The 23761-nt window shown below is 37.6% G+C and carries 21 protein-coding genes and 1 other RNA gene; 4 read left to right on the plus strand and 18 right to left on the minus strand.

Annotated elements, in window-relative coordinates; translation table 11 throughout:
* Window positions 1–80 precede the first annotated feature (80 nt).
* Window positions 81–2723, minus strand: a complete 2643-nt coding sequence (gene alaS / locus IGJ93_RS07215; RefSeq protein ID WP_270659935.1) for an alanine--tRNA ligase — start codon at window positions 2721–2723, stop codon at window positions 81–83.
* 361 nt (window positions 2724–3084) lie between these two features.
* Here alaS and IGJ93_RS07220 point away from each other — a divergent pair, with 361 nt between their 5' ends.
* Complete coding sequence (locus IGJ93_RS07220; protein WP_270659934.1) at window positions 3085–3513, plus strand: GNAT family N-acetyltransferase; 429 nt, start codon at window positions 3085–3087, stop codon at window positions 3511–3513.
* Between the two features lie 503 nt (window positions 3514–4016).
* Here the strand turns inward: IGJ93_RS07220 and IGJ93_RS07225 are convergent.
* Complete coding sequence (locus tag IGJ93_RS07225; protein WP_270346689.1) at window positions 4017–5366, minus strand: DEAD/DEAH box helicase; 1350 nt, start codon at window positions 5364–5366, stop codon at window positions 4017–4019.
* A gap of 136 nt (window positions 5367–5502) precedes the next feature.
* Window positions 5503–6642, minus strand: a complete 1140-nt coding sequence (locus IGJ93_RS07230) for a VanZ family protein (protein WP_067482284.1) — start codon at window positions 6640–6642, stop codon at window positions 5503–5505.
* A 146-nt stretch (window positions 6643–6788) separates the two neighbouring features.
* Between IGJ93_RS07230 and IGJ93_RS07235 the strand changes: the two genes are divergently transcribed.
* Complete coding sequence (locus IGJ93_RS07235; RefSeq protein ID WP_071868972.1) at window positions 6789–7115, plus strand: hypothetical protein; 327 nt, start codon at window positions 6789–6791, stop codon at window positions 7113–7115.
* A gap of 99 nt (window positions 7116–7214) precedes the next feature.
* Here IGJ93_RS07235 and IGJ93_RS07240 read toward each other — a convergent pair whose 3' ends face one another.
* The 6 genes from IGJ93_RS07240 to IGJ93_RS07265 form a co-directional block, all read right to left on the minus strand.
* Window positions 7215–7865, minus strand: coding sequence for an HD domain-containing protein (locus IGJ93_RS07240; RefSeq protein ID WP_393968547.1), 651 nt, complete (start codon window positions 7863–7865; stop codon window positions 7215–7217).
* A 97-nt stretch (window positions 7866–7962) separates the two neighbouring features.
* The gene (locus tag IGJ93_RS07245; protein WP_430596892.1) at window positions 7963–9459 is read right to left on the minus strand and encodes a carboxypeptidase M32; all 1497 of its coding nucleotides are present in this window, start codon (window positions 9457–9459) and stop codon (window positions 7963–7965) included.
* Window positions 9460–9497: 38 nt separating this feature from the next.
* Window positions 9498–10661, minus strand: coding sequence for a THUMP domain-containing class I SAM-dependent RNA methyltransferase (locus IGJ93_RS07250; RefSeq protein ID WP_067482293.1), 1164 nt, complete (start codon window positions 10659–10661; stop codon window positions 9498–9500).
* 69 nt (window positions 10662–10730) lie between these two features.
* An RNA gene (rnpB, locus tag IGJ93_RS07255) (RNase P RNA component class B) lies at window positions 10731–11098 on the minus strand.
* Between the two features lie 16 nt (window positions 11099–11114).
* Window positions 11115–11525, minus strand: coding sequence for a cell division regulator GpsB (gene gpsB / locus IGJ93_RS07260; protein WP_067482295.1), 411 nt, complete (start codon window positions 11523–11525; stop codon window positions 11115–11117).
* Between the two features lie 94 nt (window positions 11526–11619).
* Window positions 11620–12159 carry a DUF1273 domain-containing protein gene (locus tag IGJ93_RS07265; protein WP_071868976.1) on the minus strand — a complete coding sequence of 180 codons (540 nt, stop codon included), beginning with the start codon at window positions 12157–12159 and terminating at the stop codon, window positions 11620–11622.
* A gap of 63 nt (window positions 12160–12222) precedes the next feature.
* Here IGJ93_RS07265 and recU point away from each other — a divergent pair, with 63 nt between their 5' ends.
* Window positions 12223–12855 carry a Holliday junction resolvase RecU gene (gene recU / locus IGJ93_RS07270; protein ID WP_270492648.1) on the plus strand — a complete coding sequence of 211 codons (633 nt, stop codon included), beginning with the start codon at window positions 12223–12225 and terminating at the stop codon, window positions 12853–12855.
* Window positions 12855–15188 (plus strand): PBP1A family penicillin-binding protein, encoded by a 2334-nt coding sequence (locus tag IGJ93_RS07275; protein ID WP_071868978.1) that lies wholly within the window; start codon window positions 12855–12857, stop codon window positions 15186–15188. Before recU ends, IGJ93_RS07275 begins: the two co-directional genes overlap by 1 nt.
* Window positions 15189–15240: 52 nt before the next feature.
* Here the strand turns inward: IGJ93_RS07275 and nth are convergent, their stop codons facing one another.
* From nth to IGJ93_RS07320, 9 genes are all read right to left on the minus strand, one after another.
* Window positions 15241–15906, minus strand: a complete 666-nt coding sequence (nth, locus tag IGJ93_RS07280) for an endonuclease III (protein ID WP_067482306.1) — start codon at window positions 15904–15906, stop codon at window positions 15241–15243.
* A gap of 20 nt (window positions 15907–15926) precedes the next feature.
* Window positions 15927–16646 carry a DnaD domain protein gene (locus tag IGJ93_RS07285; protein ID WP_071868979.1) on the minus strand — a complete coding sequence of 240 codons (720 nt, stop codon included), beginning with the start codon at window positions 16644–16646 and terminating at the stop codon, window positions 15927–15929.
* 191 nt (window positions 16647–16837) lie between these two features.
* Window positions 16838–17731, minus strand: a complete 894-nt coding sequence (locus IGJ93_RS07290; protein ID WP_284590453.1) for an SDR family oxidoreductase — start codon at window positions 17729–17731, stop codon at window positions 16838–16840.
* Window positions 17732–17786: 55 nt separating this feature from the next.
* Window positions 17787–18728, minus strand: coding sequence for a magnesium transporter CorA family protein (locus IGJ93_RS07295; protein ID WP_067482312.1), 942 nt, complete (start codon window positions 18726–18728; stop codon window positions 17787–17789).
* A 259-nt stretch (window positions 18729–18987) separates the two neighbouring features.
* Window positions 18988–19269, minus strand: coding sequence for a DUF5960 family protein (locus tag IGJ93_RS07300; RefSeq protein ID WP_430596893.1), 282 nt, complete (start codon window positions 19267–19269; stop codon window positions 18988–18990).
* 147 nt (window positions 19270–19416) lie between these two features.
* On the minus strand, window positions 19417–20769 hold the full coding sequence (locus IGJ93_RS07305) for an NADH oxidase (protein ID WP_067482316.1): 1353 nt from the start codon (window positions 20767–20769) through the stop codon (window positions 19417–19419).
* Window positions 20770–21093: 324 nt separating this feature from the next.
* A complete protein-coding gene (gene perR / locus IGJ93_RS07310; RefSeq protein WP_067482318.1) occupies window positions 21094–21540 on the minus strand; it encodes a peroxide-responsive transcriptional repressor PerR in 447 nt (148 codons plus the stop codon).
* A gap of 190 nt (window positions 21541–21730) precedes the next feature.
* The gene (gene cysK, locus IGJ93_RS07315) at window positions 21731–22657 is read right to left on the minus strand and encodes a cysteine synthase A (protein ID WP_270346703.1); all 927 of its coding nucleotides are present in this window, start codon (window positions 22655–22657) and stop codon (window positions 21731–21733) included.
* Between the two features lie 165 nt (window positions 22658–22822).
* On the minus strand, window positions 22823–23710 hold the full coding sequence (locus IGJ93_RS07320; protein WP_075491699.1) for a glucosaminidase domain-containing protein: 888 nt from the start codon (window positions 23708–23710) through the stop codon (window positions 22823–22825).
* Window positions 23711–23761 lie beyond the last annotated feature (51 nt).

Genomic DNA, 23761 nt, shown 5'->3' on the forward strand with positions numbered 1-23761 from the left:
AACAAGCGGACTTGGAATGGCTATTTTTCAATAGCACTCCAAGTCTTGCTTATCTTTGAACGTTAAATTTTAACAAATGATTATTGGTTAAGCAACCAATTTTTTGCTTCGGCTAATGCATCTGGAATACCTGCTGGATTTTTACCGCCTGCTTGTGCCATGTCTGGACGTCCGCCGCCGCCACCGCCAACTTTCGGTGCGATTGCTTTGATTAAGTCCCCAGCTTTTAATCCGGCTTCATTTGCTTCCTTCGACATAGCCACTAACAAACTAACTTTTCCGTCTTGCTCATTTGCCAGAACAAGAATGTCAGAAATTGCTTTTTGTTTCCATTGGTCTGCTAATTGACGTAATTGATTCATGTCTTTCACTTTCACTTGTGAAGCAATCAATGTTTTTCCAGCAACCGTTTCTGACTCTTTGAAAATGTCTCCGGCTTGTTGATTAGCTAATTTACTTGCTAATTTTTCATTTTCTTTTTGTAATTCACGTAATTGTTGTTGTAATTGTTCTGTTTTTGCAACTACTTCTTTTAATTGAGGTGATTTGACGATTGCTGCAACTTCTTTTAATTGTTGCTCCTCACCTTCTAGTAGTTCGTAAGCTTCTTTACTTGTAACAGCTTCGATACGACGAACGCCAGCACCGATTCCTGATTCAGAAACAATTTTGAAAATACCGATGTCTTCTGTGTTTGATACGTGTGTCCCACCACAAAGTTCGATTGACCATTCGCCAATGTTGACGACGCGGACTTCACGACCATATTTTTCACCAAACAAGGCCATTGCCCCCATATTTTTTGCTGTGTCAATGTCTGTTTCGATTGTTTGAACTGGAATAGCTTCCCAAATTTTTTCATTGACGATTCGTTCCATTTGAACTAGTTCATCTGCTGTGATTTGGCCAAAGTGAGTGAAGTCAAAACGTAAGTGTCCAGGTGCAACTAATGAACCTGCTTGGTTTGCATGTTCACCTAATGTTTCTTTTAACGCTTTATGCAATAAGTGAGTCGCTGTATGGTTTTTAATGATTCGATTACGCATTGGTTCGTTGATTGCTAAATGATAGATTGTACCTTCTTGCATTGGTGATTTGACTGTTACTGTGTGCATAAATTGACCGTTTGGTGCTTTTTGAACATCTGTAACTGTTGCAACCACTTCTTGTGCATCATTTAAAATCCAACCTTGATCAGCAACTTGTCCACCCATTTCTGCATAGAAAGGTGTTTCAGCAAAAATCATTTGAGCAACGCCTTCTGTTACTTCACTTAGTAATTCTTCGTCTTGAACGATTACTAATAATTTGCTGTCTGCCTCAACTTCTGTGTAACCAATAAATTTACTATCCACTTTGATATCCGTTAATAATGCTGATTGAACGCCCATTGATTTTTCCGTGCTTCTTGCAGAGCGGGCACGTTCTCTTTGTGCTTCCATTTCTTTTTCAAAGCCAGCATGATCGACTTTCAAACCTTCGTCTTCCGCTACTTCTTCAGTTAATTCTACTGGGAAACCATAAGTATCATAAAGCTTAAAGATATCTTTACCAGCTAAAGTCGTTCCGTTTGCTGCTTTTACCTCTTCAATCACTTGGTTCAAGATATCTAGACCTTCATTAATTGTTTCGTTAAAGCGTTCTTCTTCTGTCCGAATGACTTTTTCAATAAATTCTTTTTGTTGTAACACTTCTGGATAGTAGCTAACCATGATTTCTCCAACAACTGGAACTAATTTATACAAGAAAGCTTGATTGATTCCCAATTTTTTACCATGCATAACTGCACGACGTAATAAACGGCGTAATACATAACCGCGTCCTTCATTTGAAGGTAGAGCGCCATCTCCAATTGCAAAAGATAATGCACGAATGTGGTCAGCAATTACTTTATAAGAAATATCCGTTGCTGGGCTTTCACCATACTTCACTTGGTTGCTTAATTTTTCAACCGCATGAATGATTGGCATAAACAAATCTGTTTCAAAATTCGTTGGTGCATCTTGAACGATAGAAACCATGCGTTCTAATCCCATGCCCGTATCAATGTTTTTATGTGGTAGTGGTTCAAATGTGTTGTCTGGTTTGTGGTTAAACTCAGAAAATACCAAGTTCCAGATTTCTAAATAACGCTCATTTTCGCCACCAGGATAGTTTTCAGGATCATCTTCTGCTAAATCATTATAAGATTCTCCACGATCATAGAAGATTTCCGTGTCGGGACCACAAGGACCGGCACCAATATCCCAGAAATTATCTTCTACATCGATGATATGATCCATAGGTAAGCCCACTTCTTCGTGCCAGATGCGTTTTGCTTCCGTATCTTTTGGATAGACAGTAACATATAACTTTTCAGGGTCAAAGGCCATCCATTCAGGGCTTGTCAAAAATTCCCATGCCCAGTGGATTGCTTCTTCTTTGAAATAATCTCCGATAGAAAAGTTTCCTAGCATTTCAAACATTGTGTGATGGCGAGCAGTTTTTCCGACATTTTCAATATCATTTGTTCGAATTGATTTTTGTGCATTAGTGATTCTTGGATTTTCTGGAACAACTGAACCATCAAAATATTTTTTTAAGGTTGCTACTCCTGAGTTGATCCATAACAAAGTTGGATCGTTAACTGGCACTAATGAGGCGCTTGGCTCGATTGTGTGTCCTTTTGATTGGAAAAAATCTAAAAACATTTTACGAACTTGTGCACTACTTAATTGTTTCATTCCATTACCTTCTCTCGTTGTTTTCAATACAAAAAACACCATTACAGCCAAGGACGAAAACTCGCGGTACCACCTTGGTTGCAATGATGTTTGATCATTACCTCTTAAACTCGATAACGCTGAGTTGCGTTGATATTTCTATCAAAAGAAAAAAGGGAGCAATTTGATTGGTAACTATTCTTTTTTCAGCCTAGAAAGAATTTTCTGTGAGCCCCTAAAAACAAATCATGTCCTTTTTTGTACTCGTTAAGTATACGCACTTCCCAGATATCTGTCAATAAAGCTTTTCTATTTTGGCTCTTTTTGCTGCTCTCCGTCTGTGTTACGATAAATAAAAAGAGTTGATTGGAGGAAAAGATTCATGAACGACTTTTTTGGTAATGATACTTGGATTCAAGCAGCAAGCTTCGCACTTCGCTATGAAGTCTTTGTTTTAGAACAACATATTCCACCAGAATGGGAGTTTGATGCACTCGATACCAATCAAAGAAATTATTTTTTGCTCCTTGATGATCTAATTCCTGTTGCGACTTTACGTTATCAACTGAAAAGCGAAACATGTTTTCAGCCTGATCGTTTTTGTGTGGCAAAACCCTACCGTAAAAAAGGCATTGGACGTTCACTGTTGTTCAAGGCAGAACAAGTTGCCAAAAATAATGGCTGTCGATTAAGCTATTTAGTCGCTGAGTTAACAGCGCAGTCATTTTATGAACGCTGTGGGTATGTTTCCTGTACGCCACCTTTTGAAGAAGATGGCATTCTTTGTGTAGGCATGGAAAAAATTTTATGATTAGCTAACTCAATAACAGTATAAAAAAACTTAGACAAATCTAAAAAATCTGTTTGTCCTTAACTCTGATTTCAATATTAAAACCGCCTAAAATCAACGTTTTCAAAAAACGAATTTTAGACGGTTTTTTTCTTGAATATTTTTGTCTCAGACTCTTTTTTACGAATAAACGGTGTTCAAGAAGTAACTCCTTCCAAATAAGCCTAAATTTCACAAAAATTTGTTTTTATTTATTGGAGTTGAACACTTTCTTCACAACCTTACTCACGGTGTTCTCAAAACAACTCCTCAAGAAAGGTTGCATTCACTTCAAAATGTGGACTGCTATTTTGTGTGCTTCCACGCTATCTTGTCGGAGCAAATCGTTTTGCGCCACATCCTCTTTCACGGTGTTTCTCAAGCAACTTCTCGAAATAATTCATAACTGTCCAAAAACATAAGCAGCTATTTTTGTCAGTTCTTCATTATTTTTTCGAAGCTGAGCGCTTGGAGCCACAACCTTTTTATTTATGTGAACTTTTTTTATTTTTACGAGCTGTTCGTGACTGTTGTCGACGTTCGATTTTACGTTCTTGTTTGTTCTTTTCAGCAATCGCCCAATCAATCTTCTTCTTGTAGCCCGGTTTGATTTTTTTCTTTTTCTTTTTCACTAACCCAATCAAGGTTGGATCCAATGTGTCTTTTGATTTTTCGCGTTTTGTTCGACGATTTCGGTCATAAGTTTTCACAATTTCGCCGTCTTTGATTTCTTTCGGTTCAAATTTGACACCTAACGTTTCCAACATGTCAATTGATTGTTCATCACTTGGCGAATAAAGCGTGATTGCCGTTCCTTTGAGACCATTTCTCCCCGTTCGACCGACACGGTGAATGAAGAAATCTGTCTCTTCAGGAATCTCTGCGTTGATCACATGTGAGACCCCTTCAATATCGATTCCTCGTGCAGCAAGGTCGGTTGCTACTACATATTGAAATTCTAAATCTTGTACTTGGCGCATCACGCGTTTACGTTCGCGAGGAGTGATGCCTCCATGAATTTTCGCAACTTTCAAACCTTTTTTCTTCAAATAATCTGCGATTTCATCAACATGTTGTTTCGTATTTGCAAATACAATTGCTAAATACGGATGACCAATTGTCAATAATTGATAGATCATTTTATTTTTATCTTTGCCTTTCGTCGACATCAACCAGTTTTCAATATCTTCAGAGATAATTGCTTTTGGTTTGATTTCTTCGATAATAGGGTTTTGCATATATTTACGCAAAAATGGACGCAATTTTTCTGGGATTGTTGCTGAGAATACTAAAAATTGAACTTTTTCAGGTAAACGACCTGCGATTTGATCGACTTCATTTAAAAATCCCATATCCAATGTCATATCTGCTTCATCGACAACAAACGCAAATGCTGTATGGATTTTCAACGCTTGTTCATTCATCATATCTAAAATACGACCTGGTGTTCCGACTACGACATGTGGTTGTTGGTGACGTAAACGATCCAATTGGCGTTGCTTATCCGTTCCACCAACAAAATTGCTGACACGAATTTCTGGTGATGAAAATTGTGCAAGCTGATTAGCGGCCTTATAAATTTGTGCAGCTAATTCGCGACTTGGAGCAGTAATGACTACTTGGACTTCTTCCTTTGTAGCATCAATTTTATTAAATAGTGGCAATAAAAATGTATGTGTTTTTCCAGAACCTGTTTGTGATTGACCAACAATATTTTTTCCTTTGGCAATCAATGGAATCAATTTTTCTTGTACTTCCGTTGGTTGCACGAAGCCCTTTGCTGTCAATGCTTCGTTAATAAATGGTTGAAAGTTGAATTTATCAAAATTATTCATCTATGCACCTCTTCTCTTTAATTTTTCACGACTTTGGCATTATAACACAGCCGCATGATTTTTGCTCTCTTATTCTCAAACAGTGATTCGCGCCTTCTTTACAATATCTCATCAGATTTCATCAGCAATTTTCAATTTATTTATTTTTGATCGTGCTGATGGTGTAGGTGTGACTTGCTTTTTCATAAAACAAGACACTTTTTTTCCTCACAAACGAAAGTACGAGATTCAAGACAAAAATTCCTTGAGCAAACATCAAGCCCATAAAAACAAAAATCGCCGTCATTTGCAGTACACCAGTTGATTGGTCCATGATTTGTTGTGAAAATTGAATTGCCCAACTCAAACCATAAAACAAGAAATAGAGATAGCTATAACGAATCAACAATGCCTTAAAAGAAATCCGTTCTTTCTTTTCTTCCACAACTTGAATGCGTACAACTTTTTTTCCAAGTGTCTTACCATTTGTTAGATAAGTCAAAACGATAAAATACAAGAAAACTTCTAGGAAAATCCACTCACTGTTCGTCGTAACGACATCTTTTTTGAACATTAATTGTAGCAAAATAGAGATGACGCTATCTAGTATTCCCAAAAATACCCAGTCAATCAAATATGCAACCAATCTTCTTGTTAAGGAAACTTTTTGACCTTTCTCATAAGATATCTCATCCATTCTCGCTCTCGTCGGCAACATGAAAGTGAAAATTGGTGCTATAAGATAACCTAGTGTGCCCCCCAGCGTGTTGTGAAGCAAATCATTCACATCAAACAAGCGATACGGTCTAGGATAAATAAAGTACAGACCACTTAATTGTGTAAGCTCAAAAAACAACGATAAGCAAAAGCTTGCAATGATTGTTTTTGCAAAAGATAATCTAAAATAATATCTTAAATAAATCCCAAAAGGTACCAGCAATAAGATATTAAACACTGGTTCTAAAAAGACGCTTTGTTTCATCGCAGCTAAATAAGTACTCGGATCATGAATGTTTAATACTGTTTGATTCCAAAAATGGTGCCATGAAGCAAACAACTCTAGCTCCATTTTAGGTCCTGTCATCTGAGCCACCGTTTCCCTTGCTGGTAATGGTAGAATAACTAGAAAATATGCACATAATAGGTAAAATACAAAAGAATAAAGAATAACACCTCGATATAAGAGAAATGTTCCATATTTACGGTATTCATAAATAAAGAAGACCGACGAAATTGCTAGTGCTAAAAATGGAAATACAAATAATGCAAACCGAATTGGTTCAATATAACTTGCCATAACAGCCCACCACACTTTTTATAAATTTTCTTGAGTATCAACATACATTTTATCAAGCATTTCAATGCTTAATCAAGCAACGACGCTATTATTTCTCAATTCAGCCAATTTGAAGTATCATAAATGGTATACGAGGGGGTGTCGAAGTGCTGAATTTCTATTTTGTCTTTGGAGTTCCAGTTTTTTTATTCGTGCTGTATTTAGGATTTGCGTATCTACGCAAAAAAACCAAAATCCATTATCTAGGTTTTATTTTGTTGATTATTTCCGGCTTCATGATGGTTTTCAACCTTCAAACATGGCAGCAAGCCGCCACTGAACTGCAGAACATTTCGTCACAAACACTTTCCGCTCAAATCGGTTATCCAGTTTATCTGATCTGGTTACCAATCATTGTAGCTGGTTGTTTATTCTTCTTAAATCTGATTCGTGGCTATCGTCGCTTAACAAGTTTTAAGAAAAAGAACTCTTAGCTTTTTACTAACATAAATACTACGATAATTGACGTGGTATTTTGTTTTTTACCTAAGTTTACATAATAAATAATTAGTTAACAAACTTCATTTACTCCACTAATCACTTGTTTTCTCCCACTCTTGATAAAATTCTTTTAAAAAATCACGCATAAATCGTTCACGACGTTGCGCTTCTGTTTTTCCATAAACGGTATTCATTTGTGCAGGCAATAAAAATAACTTTTCATAAAAATGATTGATAACGGTGGAACCTTTACGATAATCGGCTTTGTTCGCATACTTTTGTGGCAGCATCTCAGGATCATGAATGGGATGACCATGTCCACCACCAAAATAAGCTGTTCTCAAAATTCCAATTGCACCTAATGCATCCAGCCGATCTGCATCTTGAACAATTTCTCCTTCTATCGTTAATTCTTCAGCATTTTCTCCAAGACTTTTAGAAAAGGACATATTTTCAATAATAGAAAAAATTGCGGTGATTTGATGCTCGGTTAAATCAATCTCTTTTAAAAAAGTAACTAATTCTTTTTTCGCCTGTGCTTCATCAGAAACAACTTTATCATCAATCGTATCGTGAAGATAAGCCGCCGCCAAGGTAATTTCTCGATTAGCAGTTGGTTCTGTTGCTAAGATATCTGTTGCTAACTGAACAACTCGCTTCGTATGGTCTTCTCCATGACCTGTTTGATCATTTTTCAATTGATTGAAACTATACGCAGCTATCTTTTTTAGTTTTTCGCCCATTTTTCTACCCCCACATTAATTTTTCTCCTCATTTTTAACAAATTCATCGAACAGAAAAAGTCTGGAACAAATGAAGCAATGTTCCAGACTTCCAGTTTTAGTTTACTTGGTACACGTCGAAGTATAGGTTTCGCATATATTCAATCAAATAATTAGGATTTAGTGGTTCATTTGTAGCATCCTGAATCAATTGGTTTGGTTTTCTTGAAGCCCCATATTGGTGAATATGTTTTTCCATCCACTTCTTGATTGGGGAATAGTCATCTGAAGCTAAAACCTCATCAATTGACAATTCTTTTTCTAGTGCATGTAATAGTTGCGCTGCATACATGTACCCAAGAGCATATGAAGGGAAATAGCCAAAGCTTGCACCTGACCAGTGGACATCTTGAAGGATTCCTTCCAGATCATTGGTTGGCCGAACACCTAAATATTCTTCGTATTTTTGATTCCAGACTTCTGGAAGTTCAGCAATTGCTAAATTTTCATTGAAAATCATTTTCTCAATTTCGTAACGAATAATAATATGCAAAGGATAAGTTAAACTATCTGCCTCAATGCGAATCAAACTTGCTCGTGTACGTTTCAATGAGCGGTAGAAATCAGCAAACGCAATATCAGCAAATGCCCCTTCTGCACATTCTTGGAAGAAAGGATATTGTTTTTCCCAGAAGCTTCGATTGCTTCCAACAATAATTTCGTTAAATAAAGATTGCGATTCATGAATGCCCATTGAAGCGCCTTGATAAACGGGTGTATACGCATATTTATCGTCAATACCTTGTTCATACATTCCGTGACCTGCTTCATGGATAACACCAAAAACAGCCATTTGAAAATCATGTTCATTCCAACGAGTTGTGATTCGTGCATCATTGGGATTGATTCCAGTCATAAATGGATGGATTGTATCATCTAAACGTCCTCGGCTGAAATCATACCCTAATTGTTCGATAACGCCCACAACGAATCGCTTTTGTTGTTCTTTCGTCATTTTACGTGAAAGAAAACTGGTTTCAGGTTCTATTCCTTTTTCACTAATTTCTTCACGAATAGACATGATTCCATCTTTTAATTGTGCAAATACTTTGTCTAGAATTTCAACAGTCATGCCTGGTTCATACTGATTCAACAGCACGTCATAAGGCGTCTTTTCGTCTTTTTGCCAATAAGGAATCAGCTCTTTAGTCAATTCAACATTTTGTGTCAACGCTGATTCAAAATCAGCAAACTGTTTTGTTTCTCGTGATTTTTGCCATTGACCATGCGCAGAAGAAATTGCTGCGCTATATTTTGTCATCAATTCTTGAGGCACATTATGTTCTAGTTCAAAGTCTTCTTTCACTTTTCGATATGCGGCTTGACCTACTTCAGACAATTCTTCTGGATGCTCGCCAAAATAAGCAAGTGCTTCCTCGATTTTAGGTCCTACTTTTTTCGCAAAGTAAAGGCTGTACAAGTAACTGTCAACAGCACTACGGTATTCACTGGCTTTTTCAGGCATCCCTGTCTGTGTATCCCAGTCCAAAATACCTAATGCTTGTTGCAAAAGGTTAATTTCTTTTAATTCTTGTAAAAATTCTGTTTCTTTCATCTGTCATTCCTCCAAAAATCCAAATTTAAAAACAAATCCTAATCTTCTTTTTTCGCACGAGGTGGACGTGTTCCCCAGTACTGGAATAAATCCGTTCTTAAAGCACCATTATATAATTTACGTTTCTTTGTTGCTTTTTGTCCGTAATATTCTTCAAATGCTAAATCACTGGTCAAGATGTATTTACTCCATGTTTTCAATGGTCTAAATACGTCACCCATTTCTCGATACAGCTTACGAACTGTTTCTTCCTCACCCAAGCGTTCTCCATACGGTGGGTTAGCAACGATTACGCCATATTCTTTATCCGTCTTGAAATCTTTCAACGCTTGTTGCTTAAAGGTAATTGAATCACCCAATCCAATTTCTTCCGCATTCGCTTTTGCGATTTCAATCATTCGTCCATTGATATCTGAACCAGTAATATCTAGTTCTACATCGTAATCAGCTTGTTCTTCTGCTGCAGCACGTACTTCTTCCATGATGTTATTGTCAAACCATTCCCATGATTCACAAACAAACTCACGGTTAAATCCTGGTGCAATATTGTGTCCAATTAAGGCTGCCTCAATACAAATAGTTCCAGAACCACAAACAGGATCATAAAAAGGACGATCTTTACGCCATGTTGTTAGTGCGATTAGCGCAGCTGCCATATTTTCTTTTAATGGTGCGCCACCTTTTTCCAAACGATAGCCACGTTTAAATAAACTTGGTCCTGTCGTATCTAACGTGACCATCACATGGTCTTTCAGCAAAGCAACTTCTAATTGAAAATGAGCACCGGTTTCTGTCAACGGTACAGAAGCTGGCCGGTGATAATACGTACGCAAACGATCAACAATTGCTTTCTTAGTGATTGCTTGACAATCTGGTGTACTATATAGTTTTGATTTAATCGATTTTCCAGCAACTGGAAATTCTGCATCTAAAGGTAAAAAATCTTCCCATGGTAAAGCTTTCACATTTTCAAATAATTCATCAAACGTAAATGCATCAAACTCACCTACAACGATTTTGACACGGTCTGCTGTACGCAACCATAAGTTCGCTGTTGCGATTGTTTCCATCGTGCCCTCAAAACGCGCACGACCGTTTTCCACTTGACAATCAATTCCTAAATCACGTAGTTCTTTCCCAACAAGAGCTTCTAAACCGCTTGCGGCAGTTGCTACAAGGTTAAATTTTCTATTTTTATCCATACTAGTCTCCTTATTTATAAAAAAAACCTTCACAACATCGTTGGAAGGTATTCCCTGATTATTGCGATTTTCTGTAAGCCATGTTTTGTCCTTTATTCCTCCAGGGAGAAGAAATAAAGGGGTAACCATCTATCTGCAGTTTACCTGCCCTTTTGCCTTGTTCTGATTCCTAGCAAAAAGCGCCCCTACCATTGTTTGGGTTGCTCGCTCGAGGGGTTTACCGCGTTCCACCGAATAAGTTTCCCGATTCGCTTCGTCACTGTGGCACTTTCAAGGATACTAAAGCATAGTCGAAACCTTAGCTCGTTTTCCTGCCGTTACTCCTTAGAGTACCTTAGCTTATCTTTTCGCTAAGCACGAACACTACAGACATCACAGTCTGTGCGAGCATGGACTTTCCTCAGCCTGATCAAGTCAGACCGCGATTACCCGAAAACCGCAAAAATTCACTAATTAAAATTGACGTGTTTTTTCGTTGTCATCACTTGCATCTGCATTTGTATAGTTGCCTGCATTTGGTTGTGCAGAAGCAGCTGGTGTTGCTTGGTCAAGTTTTTTTCCAAAAACTTCACGTTCAAGATTTGATAAACGTTTCAAAATATCAAAGTTTGTTACTGCTGTACTCTTAGGTGCTTCTGTTGGTTGCACGCGAGTTTGTGTTCCTTGTGTTTTTGATAGTTGAGCAACTTTAGCACTCAAACGATCATTTTCTTCTTGTAAAGCAAGGAGTTCTTTGCTGTATGCTTCATAATCTTTAATAATATTGTCCAAAAATTCGTCGACTTCAATCGGATCGTATCCACGCATTTTGGTTTTGAATTCTTGTTGTAAAATGTCTTTTGGACTATAAATCAAATTCGCCATATTTACACCTCTATTTAATTCTCGTTTACATTATAACTTTTCTACTTTTCCCATTGTATCGGAAAAATAACTATAAATCAAACACTATCTTCTTTTATTCCACAGAATTTTGTAAATCATCCATGCTAATCAAATGAATCTCGTAAGGTTTAACTTCTTGCATTTTTTTTGCATCACGCAAAAAATAATCTGTTTTTCCAATGTATTCTGGGTCATAGATCAACAAAGTACCATCTGTATGTGTAAGTAGAAATTGTGTATGATTTTTTAATTGATTAGGATTTTTATAAGGTAGATGACTGACCGACTCAACGTAGTCTGCCACTTGTTCCGCTAACATTTTCTTTTCTTGATTTGTTTCGTTCCAATTACTACCAAATTCAGCAAACGGATAAATAATTCCTAGATGTAATTTAGGATACTCTTGCTTCAATTCGGCTACAACTTCAGTAACCCATAACTCAACACCAAGGTTGCCACTGCTAATCACCCACTCTAATCCTTCTTCCGTTAATTGGCGAATTTCTTTTTTTAAAACATTTTTAATAACTTTGATTTTTGGATCCTTTTCCTGAAAAACACCCAGTTCAAAGCTTCGATAGCCTGAAACATAGATTACTTTCAATTGATTCACCGCCTGATTTCTTTTCTTTCTCTGCTTTTTTTTGCTATAATGTGCGCAGGAGTGTGATTAAATATGGTCTTACGCTACCCTAATGGCCAACCTTATTCTAAGGATGCCTCTTCAAAACCAAAAATTCAAGGAAAAAAAACTTCTCCTACTATTTTTGGTAACCGAGGTATGTCATTTGAAGAAGCTATCAATGAAAGCAACAACTTTTATCTGTCAAAAAATTTGGCAGTCGTTCACAAGAAACCAACACCTATTCAAATCGTTAAAGTCGATTACCCTCGAAGAAGTGCCGCAGTGATTAAGGAAGCTTACTTTACCCAAGCTTCGACAACAGATTACAACGGTGTCTATCGAGGTTTCTATTTGGATTTTGAAGCGAAAGAGACAAAAAATAAAACCTCTTTTCCATTCAACAACTTTCACGAACATCAAATCAAACACATGGAGTCTTGTTTAAAACAAGATGGTATCTGTTTTGTTTTACTATGGTTTTCTAGTCTAAAACGTTGCTTCTATTTAAATAGTACACATCTGATTGACTATTGGTATCAACAAAAAGATGGCGGTAGAAAGTCTTTGCCACTCGCATCGATTGAAGAACTTGGCATTGAAATCACCCCTGGTTTCCTACCACGCGTCCCTTATCTTGATGCCGTCGATCGCTATCTATCATTATCAAAAGGAGAAAAGCACTAATGGCAAATGAACAAACGAGAACTTCGCGAAGAAAAGCAAGTCCTCCCCAGAAAAAAGGAACGAAATCAAGTTCTGGAAATGGCTCTGGTAAACAAAAAAACGGAAAAAATTTGATTGTCAAAATCTTACTTGGTCTTGTTTTTATTGGTTGTATCTTATTCTTATCTGGTGTTGGTCTGTTTTGGTTTTATGCAAAAGACGCCCCTGCCCTCACTGACAAAGAATTAGACGCTACTGTTTCGTCAAAGCTTTATACTTCCACCGGCGAACTATTTGAGGATCTCGGTGCAGAAAAACGCGAAAAAATCACCGCCAATGAATTGCCACAGCAATTACAAGACGCCATCGTTTCTGTCGAGGATCGTCGTTTCTACAAACATATTGGTGTCGATCCTGTCCGCATTCTGGGTTCGGCGTTATCAAACTTTACGTCTGGCGGACTACAAGGCGGAAGTACTTTGACTCAGCAATTGATCAAACTTTCCTTCTTCTCAACCAAAGCAGAAGATCAAACGCTAAAGAGAAAAGCACAAGAAGCTTGGATGGCTGTCAAGCTAGAGCAAGAAAAATCAAAAGAAGAAATTCTGACTTACTACGTAAATAAAGTCTATATGGCAAATGGTTTTTATGGCATGGAAACAGCCGCAGAAATGTACTTTGGAAAAAGATTACCCGAGTTATCGTTAGCACAAACGGCGCTTCTAGCTGGGATGCCTCAAGCACCTTCCGCTTATGATCCATATACTTATCCTGAACAAGCAAAAAAACGCCGTGACATTGTCCTTTACACAATGCTGCAAAACGAAAAAATCACTCAAGCAGAGTACGATCAAGCAGTAAATGTGCCCGTAACAGATGGCCTGCAAGAATTATCTTCAGGTGATGACAATACAAAAATCGTAGATAACTATGTAAAAGAAGTAATCAACGAGATCGAAGAAAAAACAGACAAGAATGTTTACACCGATGGTCTTGATATTTACACAAATCTTGATTTAGATGCTCAGAAACAACTATATAATATTGTAAATACCGATCAATACGTCACTTATCCTGATGATCAAATGCAAGTTGCTTCCACTTTGATTGACACAAAAACAGGACAAGTCAAAGCACAAATCGGTGCTCGAAAAGTCGCTGAAGACGTTACTCTTGGAAACAACCTGGCTGTCAATACATCACGTGATTTTGGTTCAACGATGAAGCCAATTACGGATTATGCACCTGCCTTTGAGTATTTAAAATATTCTACTGGCAAAACGATTTCCGATGCTCCTTATAACTACGAAGGAACAACTACGCCTGTCATGAACTGGGATAACCGCTACATGGGGACAATCACTTTACGACAAGCACTATACGACTCACGAAATGTTCCGGCAGTTAAACTCTTTAACGAAGTTGGTGCGGACAAGGTCGCTTCTTTCTTAAGCGGCATTGGTATTGATTACCGTACGATTCATCAATCAAACGCCATTTCAAGTAATACAGAAGAGCAGGACGGAACAAAATATGGTGCTTCTTCCTTAAAAATGGCGGCGGCTTACGCAGCTTTAGCCAACGGTGGTACCTACTACAAACCACAGTACGTCAACAAAGTAATCTATCAGGACGGAACAGAGGAAACATTTGATCCTGAAGGAACCAGAGCGATGTCAGAAGAAACTGCCTACATGGTAACTGATATCTTGAAAGACACTTTGACAAAAGGAACTGGGACTAACGCTCAGATTCCCGGCTTATACCAAGCTGGTAAGACTGGCACATCTAACTATACAGACGATGAATACGCAAAAATTGGTCTTTCTTCTGGTGTCTATCCTGATATTTTATTTGCTGGATATACACCAAACTATGCGATTTCGGTTTGGACAGGCTACAATGAGAAGATGACACCAGTTACTGATGCTTCATCACACGTTGCTTCTGATGTCTATCGTGAATTGATGCAATATGTTTCTGCCAGTGTTTCAAATGAAGATTGGGTCATGCCAAATGATTTGATTCGTGTAAACAATGAACTTTATTATAAAGACCAGTATACTGTACCAAGTTACAGCGCACCAAAAATTTCCAATGTTCCAGTACCTAGTTCAACGGTTGAACCAGAAACAAGCACTACTTCGTCAACCACTGTTGAGTCAAGCACAGAATCTTCAACAACGGTTGAAAGCAGCTCCTCTTCTAGCTCTTCAGTAGAACCAGCGCCTTCAAGTTCGAGCAGCTCATCGACAGTTGAATCAGAAACATCACCAGAAACACCTTCAACTGAGCCACCAACAAGTGATACTGAAAACGCCGCTCGCTCTGAAAAAGCTAGTTCGAGTTCATAAGTTGTTACTGATAACTAATTGAGCAGCATAATACACAAAAAAGGTCAGGACGTCATTTCGTCCTGGCCTTTTCTTTTTCTTTCATCCGCATTTTTCCGTCTTGGCACATCGGTAACAAAGGACAAACTTCACACTTTGGATTTCTCGCTGTGCAATGATAACGACCAAAAAAGATCATGGTATGATGTGTTTTCACCCAAAGATTTTCTGGCACTTTTCGCATCAAAGTTTCTTCCACTTCAAGTACACTTGCATTTAATTTACAAATTCGCAATCGTTTAGAAACTCGCTCGACATGTGTATCAACCGCAATAGCTGGAATTCCAAAAGCATCACCTAACACAACGTCAGCTGTCTTACGCCCCACTCCAGGCAATGACATCAGTTCTTCTCGAGTGCTAGGAACTTTTCCATTGAAACGCTCCAATAGTTGTTCCGCACAAGCTTTTATATTCTTTGCTTTGTTTCGATACAGCCCAATCGTTTTGATTTTTGGAATAATTTCTTCGACAGAAGCCTGCGCCAGTGTTTCGGGATCAGGAAATGCTTGAAATAATCCCGGTGTTGCTTTATTTACTGAAACGTCCGTTGCTTGCGCACTCAAAATCACAGCAATCAATAATTCAAAAGGATTTTTATGAACGAGTTCCCCGTGTGCATCGGGAAACATCTTGTACATTTCTTCAATCGCTAACATTGTATTTTCTTTACTTAGCATCTTGTCTTCCTCATCATTTTCTACTTCGTTTCGTTTCTCAGTTCTTCTTCCAACCAATTTGTCAAAGAAACTTTAGGCAAATCCTCTGATTGTGAAGATTGTTCTACTTCTTTTTGTAATAATTGCTGTTTACGTCGTTTTTGTTCTTCCTCAACTTGTTGCTTTGTCCGCAAATTTTTTCGTTCCCAAGATAACAAAATTCGGTCAACATAGTTAAAGCTATACGCTTGGTTCAACACTGCCTCACGCAAAGCAAGCTTTAGTACTTCTGGTTGATAGTGATCTTCTTCTAACCATTGACCAATTCGTTGGAACTCGATTGCAGACAACGGCCGACCAAATTCTTGTTCAAACGAACGGTAAACCGATTGAATTTCTTGCTCTTGTTGATTTTCTTTGGCTTTTGATGCTTGACTATCTAAATACTTTTCAAGTCGTTCATATAACGGAAGTAAATTGTATTGATCCGCTTTTTTACCATCAACAGTAATCGTCTCAATTGCGATAAAGCCACCACTAACCAATCGATTTAAAATTTGATAAACCTGATCTGATTTCAAGCCCATGTTGATTGCTATCAACTGTAAGTCAGGAAAAGAGTCTCCTTCTTGTTGCTTCATGTGCAACTGCAAAACAAACAGAAACTCTTCTGATTCTAACCCCATTTTCCGGTAATTTACGAATAATAAATTAGAAATAGTGGTCTGTCCTGATTGTAGATATTTGGTTAAACTTAGCATGTTCTTTTCCTCCGCTTCAAAATCAGTATACGGAAAAAGAGCAAGTGAAGCAAGTTTGCCTGATTGATTCTTGATTTGACTTCGTTATAAACTGACTAAGGAAGGCACCAAGAATCTTTAGCTTACGATTCTTGGTGCCTCCCTCTCCCACTCATTTATCCCCACTGAACAAAGAGTATGATTCATGTTTTTTACAGGTTGATTGCCTCGCCGCCAGTTACACCATAAATTTGTGCCGTAACATAACTTGCTTTATTTGAGGCTAAAAACACATATACTGGTGCTAATTCGGCTGGCTGACCTGCACGTTTTAAAAGGCTATCTTGTCCAAATTCTGGGATAGCTTCGCTCGGTTGCCCCTCATCAAGCTGTAATGGTGTCCAAATTGGTCCCGGAGCGACAGCATTCACCCGAATACCTTTCGGCGCTAACTGTTTCGCTAAGCCAATCGTAAAATTCGCAATAGCAGCTTTAGTAGCTGCGTAATCAAGTAGATGTTCGCTTGGATTTGTCGCCTGGACAGAAGTTGTATTAACAATAGCTCCTCCAGCTGGAAGATGAGGAACTGCTTCTTTAACCAAAGAAAACATGGCAATGATATTTACCATAAAGGTATCTTTTACTTGTTGCATCGGCAATTCTTCAATGGATGAACAAGAAATTTGTTGTCCAGCATTTAGAATTAATGTATCAATGCCACCTAATTCAGCTACTGTTTGGCGAATGATTTCCTTAGGTGCTTGCTCATCACGCAAATCAAAAGGCAACAGTACTACTTTGCGACCCGCTTTCTCAATTAGCATTGCAACTTCCTTCGCATCATCTTCTTCTCCAGGAAAAAATTGTAATGCGATATCTGCACCTTCTCGTGCAAAGGCAATAGCAGTAGCACGTCCAATACCAGAATCCCCACCAGTAATCAGCACACGCCGATTTTCTAATTGATTGGCCCCTTTGTAAGTTTTTTCACCACAATCTGGTACAGGTTTCATATTTTGTTGGAGAGCTGGTGTATCTTGGTCTTGCTTTGGAAATTTTTCCGTATGGTATAATTTTCGCGGATCTATTAACTTTGGTTCAGTCATACTATTCCTCCTATTTAAAACAAATTTTTCTTCAAAAAAAGCAACTCATACCTAACTACTTTGTGTAATCTTTCGTCAGTAAATGAAGTGCGACCGCAGCTGTTGCTACGGCAGAACCAATTAAAACCAGCAAAAAGCCTAATTCAGAACTTCGTCCCGGTAGTCCACCTGTATTCATCCCCCAGATTCCCGCAATCATTGCTGGAACAGAGATGACCAAGGTTGCTGAATCAAGATACTTCATCAAATGGTTTAAGTGATTATCCATCATCCCACTGAAAAGATTCCCAATACTTTCGAGTAAATCGCGATAAATCGAAATCATTTTTTCCGTCTGTCTTTGTCTTAGTTTCACATCATAAAGCAATTGATCGTCAGCTAGCTTCTCCGCAAAATGATTCACTTCCCACAGTTCATCCAGCGTTTCTTTTTGATCTCGTAATGTATGGTCGATATAAACAATGGCACGCTCTAAATCAGCTTGTTTATAGAGTTCCTCATTCTCAGTGGTCCTGCGTGCGCCTTCATCTAGCGAATCAATTTCTTGCTTCATTTTTTTCAATTCTTTGACAAAGTGCATATAACTATTCAAAATCGTATATGCAATAACTTTTTCAAATGAAATCAGTTCAGTCTGATATTTTTCAACTAAACTTTCAATAAACATCGTTTCGTTTTCGACACAAGTAATCAGTAAATCATCCGAAACGACAAACGAAATTGGCGTTAATCGCTCTTCGATTTTTTGACTATTGCTGGAAAGGTTAAGCAATACCAGTGAGAATGCATTAGCTAGCTTCGTTCCAGGGAGATACTCGACTCTCGAAATCGCCTCAGGGTAAGAAATGCCAATAAAGATTTCTTTAGGTAACTGATATTTTTGTGTGATGTTTTCAATCGTTACTACATCGCTATGATTAATGATTAGCCAATTGCTCTTGGCTTTATCCACCTCTGTTACCTTGTGCTGTTTATCAATAAAGTAATACTTTGGCATTCTTTTTTCCTCCCTTGTGATTTATTTCAGTCTTTCTTTCAAGCGAAACAGTTTCGTTTTCTCCCCCTATAATTAGGATAAACGTTCCAATTTTTTTATTCAAAGGATTTGATTTAAGTTCGTTTTGTCCTCAAAAAATAGTTAGTATGCTTAACAGCTTTCAGTCTACGACTAGCAAATAGAACAGTTCTTGCTAGTAAAGTAAAAAGACCACATAGAATCGTTCCATGCGGTCTTTCGTACTATTTCCTTGCTCTAATTATTCATCTGTTTCTAAAACGTAAGGCTCACCTTCATACGTATAACTTGTATTTAATGTACCATCATTTTCATCTGCATACACACGACGGCTAAATGGGAAACAATGGCTCTTTCCATCCACTGCATTTTCTTTGGCCAAGGTGAAGTGGTTTGCTTGTGTCTTATTTAATTCTTCAATCACTTGATCCGCTAACTGATCAATTGTTTCATTATTTTGTTTTTCAAATTTTTGATAATCTTTTAAAAATGCTGCTTGTTGGTTAAAGTATTCTTTTTCCATTTGACATTCCTCCAATTTAAACTCCTTCTTTATTTTCACAAAAAATCCGCTAGATTACAACTAATTATACTTTTGAAGCCTTCAAACACTCCCAGAACAAAGAAACACGCCGACAATTCTTCAACTGTTTGTCGGCGTGTTCGTTGTTTATTTATTTTCTGCAATTTCAGCTAAAGCTGCTTGTGCAAGTAAGTTCAAGTAGTTCCAAGGACGATCAAAGTGTGGCTGGAAGAAGAAATCAGATAATGCTAGATCTTCAACTGTCATTTTGTTTTGTACAGCAAGTGACAATGTATTAGCAGATTGTGTAATGTCATATTTCGACATAAATTGTGCACCAACAATACGATTTGTCCCATTTTCATAAACTAATTCCATCAACACTTTTTCAGTTGTTGGCATAAACTCTGGACGATAATTATCTTCAAATAAAGTGGCATGAACATCCAAATTATTTAATGGCGCACTTTCAAGTGTTACACCAGTTGAGCCAATTGTCCAACCAAATAGATATAAACCTGATGTTCCTTGTGTACCACGATAATGCATTTTATTTTCAGTTAAGTTATATCCAATCAACAAACCTTGGCGAACGGCATTTGTTGCCAATGGAATATAATTTTGTGTATTCGAAGGGTTATAGTGAACAACAGCTGAATCACCGGCTGCAAAAATGTCTGGGTTACTTGTTTGCATATATTCATTGACCTTGATTGCGCCGTTTGGCAATGTATCAACTTTTCCAGCAACCAACTCTGTATTTGGTTTAAAACCAACACATAAAATAACCATATCAGCATCAAATGTTTCACTAGGTGTTTTGACTTGTTTTACTTTGCCTTCTTCATCTGAGATAAACTCTGACACATTTTCACCCAAAGCCAAAGTTACTCCACGATCAACCAATTCTTTTTCCAGAACATCTGTGAATGGTTTATCCAAATATTTATTTAAAATACGGTCTAGCCCGTCAATTAAAGTTACTTGTTTTCCAGATTCAACAAAAGCTTCAACCAATTCGATTCCAATATAGCCTCCACCAACGATTACGACGCGTTTTGCATCTTTAGCTTGTGCAATAATTTCATTTGCTTGGTTATAGTTTTTACATAGTAAAATATTTTCTGATTCGATTCCTTTGATTGGCGGAATAATTGGCCATGAACCTGTTGTCATAACTAATTTGTCATAAGAAACTGTTTCAACTTCACCAGTCTTTAAATTTTCTGCAGTTACAGTTTTATTTTCTGTATCAACATCTGTAACATTGTGTTCCATTTTGACTGTCGCACCTAGCCCAGAAAGTTCGTCTGGATTTGAGTAAAACAACCCAGCAGGATCTTTAACTACGCCTCCAACATACAAAGCAATCCCACATGATAAGAATGAGATATTGTCATTACGTTCATAAATTGTTACTTCTGCTTCTGGATGATTATTTAAAATACTTTTTACAGCTGCTGTTCCAGCGTGGGTGCAGCCAATTACAACTACTTTCATGGTAATCCCTCTTCCTGCTAAACTTTTTGTCTTTTGACAATGCTAACTATAGCAAAAATAAAACGTATTCAGAAATTTTATGCTTGTGAATTCACAAGGTAAAATTCACTTACTTTTTAAAAGGAAACAGGAAGAAAACCTGTTAAAAAAAGCCTCGCGCCGTAGTGTTTGAGACTTCACAAAAAAAAGGATTGTGAAAGCGCAAAAAAATAAAAAACTATTTTATCCAAAATTCAGATAAAATAGTTTTTTATTGCTTTCTTTTTCACCAAGTATCGCCAAAATAGATTAATTACGTTTTTTCTTTTGTGATACATTTTTTAATTAAACAGACTCACTTGCACGTGCTTGCTGACATTCTGGACACAAGCCATACAGTTCAAGACGATGTTCGTTAATCTCAAAATCAGTCAAACGACTTGCAGCCATCTCAACATCTTCAAGACCAGGATAATGAAAGTCCACGATTTTCCCACAGTTTTGACAAATCACATGGTAATGGCGTGTCGAAGTAAAGTCAAAACGACTTGACGCGTCACCGTAACTCATTTCCTGTACAAAACCAATAGATGTAAATAACCGAAGATTATTATAAACAGTTGCGACACTCATATTTGGAAAACGATGTTCTAACGCTTTATAGATTTCATCAGCTGTTGGATGAGAATGATGTTCGATTAAATACTCTAAAATTGCATATCTTTGAGGTGTGATACGAATATTTTCATGCTTCAGTTTTTCGATTGCCTCGTCTACCAATTTGTTGCCCACATTGACACCTCCTACGTAGTCATTCACATATTATCATACTATTTTTATTTTTTAAAATCTACATTTCATACAGATAAAATTAAAATTCATGCTTTTCTATTAAAAATGTTAAAGTGAACCTAAAGATTAATAAGGTATATAAAAAAGGCCAAGACAAATTTTCGTCTTGACCTTTTTGGTAGCATTGATTTTAGTTCTCTTGATACAATGCAGTTGATAGGTAACGTTCACCATTGTCTGGCACAATAACTAAAACTTTTTTTCCTTTACCTAATTCTTTCGCAATTTTTAAACCGGCTGCAATTGCAGCACCAGAAGAAATCCCCACTAAAAAGCCTTCTTGGCGACCGACTTTTCTTGAAGTTTCCATTGCTTCTTCACCAGTGATTGGTAAAATTTCATCGTAAACTTTCGTATCAAGTGTATCTGGTATAAATCCTGTTCCGATTCCTTGAATTTTGTGTGGACCAGCTGGTTTTCCTTCTAAAACTGCTGATTCAGCAGGCTCAACACCGATCACTTTAATTTCAGGATAAACACGTTTCAATTCATGTCCGGCACCAGTAATTGTTCCTCCTGTTCCAATTCCAGAAACAAAAGCGTCTAACCCAGCTACTCCAAAAGCAGCTTGAATTTCAGGACCAGTTGTCTTTTCGTGGATTTCAGGATTTGCTGGATTTTCAAACTGAAGCGGTAAGAAATAATCATGTTCTTTTGCTAAACGTTCTGCTTCTCTAATGGAACCAGAAATGCCATCAGCTCCAGGTGTTAAAATTAATTCAGCGCCGTAAGCCTTCATTAGCAATCGACGTTCCATACTCATTGTTTCAGGCATTACGATAATCACTCGGTAGCCCTTGGCTGCTCCGACCATTGCTAAGCCAATCCCTGTATTACCAGAAGTAGGTTCAATAATTGTGTCACCAGGTTTCAGACTTCCGTCTTGTTCCGCTTTTTCAATCATGCTTAAGGCAATGCGATCTTTCACGCTACCTCCCGGATTGAAAAATTCCAATTTAACATAAACTTCTGCAGAATCCTCTGGAACTATTTTGTTTAATTTAACGATTGGTGTTTCTCCAATCAAATCAGTAATTGCTTGATAGATTTGTGGCATGAAACTCTCTCCCTTCGACCTGTCTTTACTTCTTCATCATAATACAACCCCATGCTATCTGGCGAATATTTCGTCTTAAAAAATGCGACAAAAAAGTAGTTTAGATATTTGATCTAAACTACTTTTTAAAAAATCTTATCTCAAAACGATTAACGACTTAAGTTATTAAACAGTTAACTCTTGTCCAACCATTAGTGAATAGTCGCTTAATCCGTTTTTCGCCATTAAATCATCAATAGTCATCCCAAATTTTTGGGCAATTCCCCATAATGAATCACCAGAAACAACCGTATAAGTTTGACCTGTTCCAGTTGACTGCGCGCTTTCATCATAACTTGATTGTGTCGTAGATGAAGTCGTCGTTGTGGTCGTGGTTGTTGTCGTGCTTGAAACAGCACCAGTTGATGGTGTGTCAAAGCGTGTTAAATTGTACGTACTAATCAATGAGTTTAGCTTATCACCATAAGTTGGGTCAGTAGCATAGCGACCTGTCAAATAAGCTGTAGCATCATAAACGCTTGTCGTATTGCTTTTCCAAGCACCTGAATAGTGATAATCACCAGTTGAAAAACTAGTTGAACGTAGCACATTCGCATGGTCTTGGAATGATTCCCAATAAGAAGAGTATTTACGGAATGGTTCATTCATCGTCACCCATTGACCATTTAAATACTCTTTTGTCGGCATATAAACAACGGCACCATTATAACTTCCTTTAACACCAAATAAGTTATAATTCGGCGCACTTGCTAATCCAGATGTTCCATAAGCACTTTCAAGTAATGCTTGGGCAATCATCACAGAAGCATACAAATCATTGTTGGCAGCAACTTCTGACGCAGACCAACCAATTTGGTTAATGAAAGACTGAGGATCAGTTGTTGTTTGGCTCGCACTTTGTTCATCTGCATGTGCACTTTGTGGTGCTGCTGTAACCATCATTGGCCCAACCAAAAGACTTGTCCCCATTAATGGAGCAATGGCTTTTTTATTAATCACCATAGGTTTCTTCGCCTTATGATGACGGGCGCTACGGGTTTTCAGCTCTTGCATTCGTATTCCTCCTCAAAATAAAAAAACTTTAAATAAAAGTTCTCTCCTTAA

The organism is Enterococcus sp. DIV0174 (assembly GCF_050529065.1).
Classification (GTDB): Bacteria; Bacillota; Bacilli; order Lactobacillales; family Enterococcaceae; genus Enterococcus_B; species Enterococcus_B thailandicus.

Excerpts from the sequence above, each read along its gene's own strand:
- alaS (WP_270659935.1), bottom strand. The coding sequence starts at position 2,723 with ATGAAACAATTAAGTAGTGCACAAGTTCGTAAAATGTTTTTAGATTTT.
- IGJ93_RS07220 (WP_270659934.1), top strand. The coding sequence starts at position 3,085 with ATGAACGACTTTTTTGGTAATGATACTTGGATTCAAGCAGCAAGCTTC.
- IGJ93_RS07225 (WP_270346689.1), bottom strand. The coding sequence starts at position 5,366 with ATGAATAATTTTGATAAATTCAACTTTCAACCATTTATTAACGAAGCA.
- IGJ93_RS07230 (WP_067482284.1), bottom strand. The coding sequence starts at position 6,642 with ATGGCAAGTTATATTGAACCAATTCGGTTTGCATTATTTGTATTTCCA.
- IGJ93_RS07240 (WP_393968547.1), bottom strand. The coding sequence starts at position 7,865 with ATGGGCGAAAAACTAAAAAAGATAGCTGCGTATAGTTTCAATCAATTG.
- IGJ93_RS07245 (WP_430596892.1), bottom strand. The coding sequence starts at position 9,459 with ATGAAAGAAACAGAATTTTTACAAGAATTAAAAGAAATTAACCTTTTG.
- IGJ93_RS07250 (WP_067482293.1), bottom strand. The coding sequence starts at position 10,661 with ATGGATAAAAATAGAAAATTTAACCTTGTAGCAACTGCCGCAAGCGGT.
- gpsB (WP_067482295.1), bottom strand. The coding sequence starts at position 11,525 with ATGGCGAATTTGATTTATAGTCCAAAAGACATTTTACAACAAGAATTC.
- recU (WP_270492648.1), top strand. The coding sequence starts at position 12,223 with ATGGTCTTACGCTACCCTAATGGCCAACCTTATTCTAAGGATGCCTCT.
- IGJ93_RS07275 (WP_071868978.1), top strand. The coding sequence starts at position 12,855 with ATGGCAAATGAACAAACGAGAACTTCGCGAAGAAAAGCAAGTCCTCCC.
- nth (WP_067482306.1), bottom strand. The coding sequence starts at position 15,906 with ATGCTAAGTAAAGAAAATACAATGTTAGCGATTGAAGAAATGTACAAG.
- IGJ93_RS07285 (WP_071868979.1), bottom strand. The coding sequence starts at position 16,646 with ATGCTAAGTTTAACCAAATATCTACAATCAGGACAGACCACTATTTCT.
- IGJ93_RS07290 (WP_284590453.1), bottom strand. The coding sequence starts at position 17,731 with ATGACTGAACCAAAGTTAATAGATCCGCGAAAATTATACCATACGGAA.
- IGJ93_RS07295 (WP_067482312.1), bottom strand. The coding sequence starts at position 18,728 with ATGCCAAAGTATTACTTTATTGATAAACAGCACAAGGTAACAGAGGTG.
- IGJ93_RS07300 (WP_430596893.1), bottom strand. The coding sequence starts at position 19,269 with ATGGAAAAAGAATACTTTAACCAACAAGCAGCATTTTTAAAAGATTAT.
- IGJ93_RS07305 (WP_067482316.1), bottom strand. The coding sequence starts at position 20,769 with ATGAAAGTAGTTGTAATTGGCTGCACCCACGCTGGAACAGCAGCTGTA.
- cysK (WP_270346703.1), bottom strand. The coding sequence starts at position 22,657 with ATGCCACAAATCTATCAAGCAATTACTGATTTGATTGGAGAAACACCA.
- IGJ93_RS07320 (WP_075491699.1), bottom strand. The coding sequence starts at position 23,710 with ATGCAAGAGCTGAAAACCCGTAGCGCCCGTCATCATAAGGCGAAGAAA.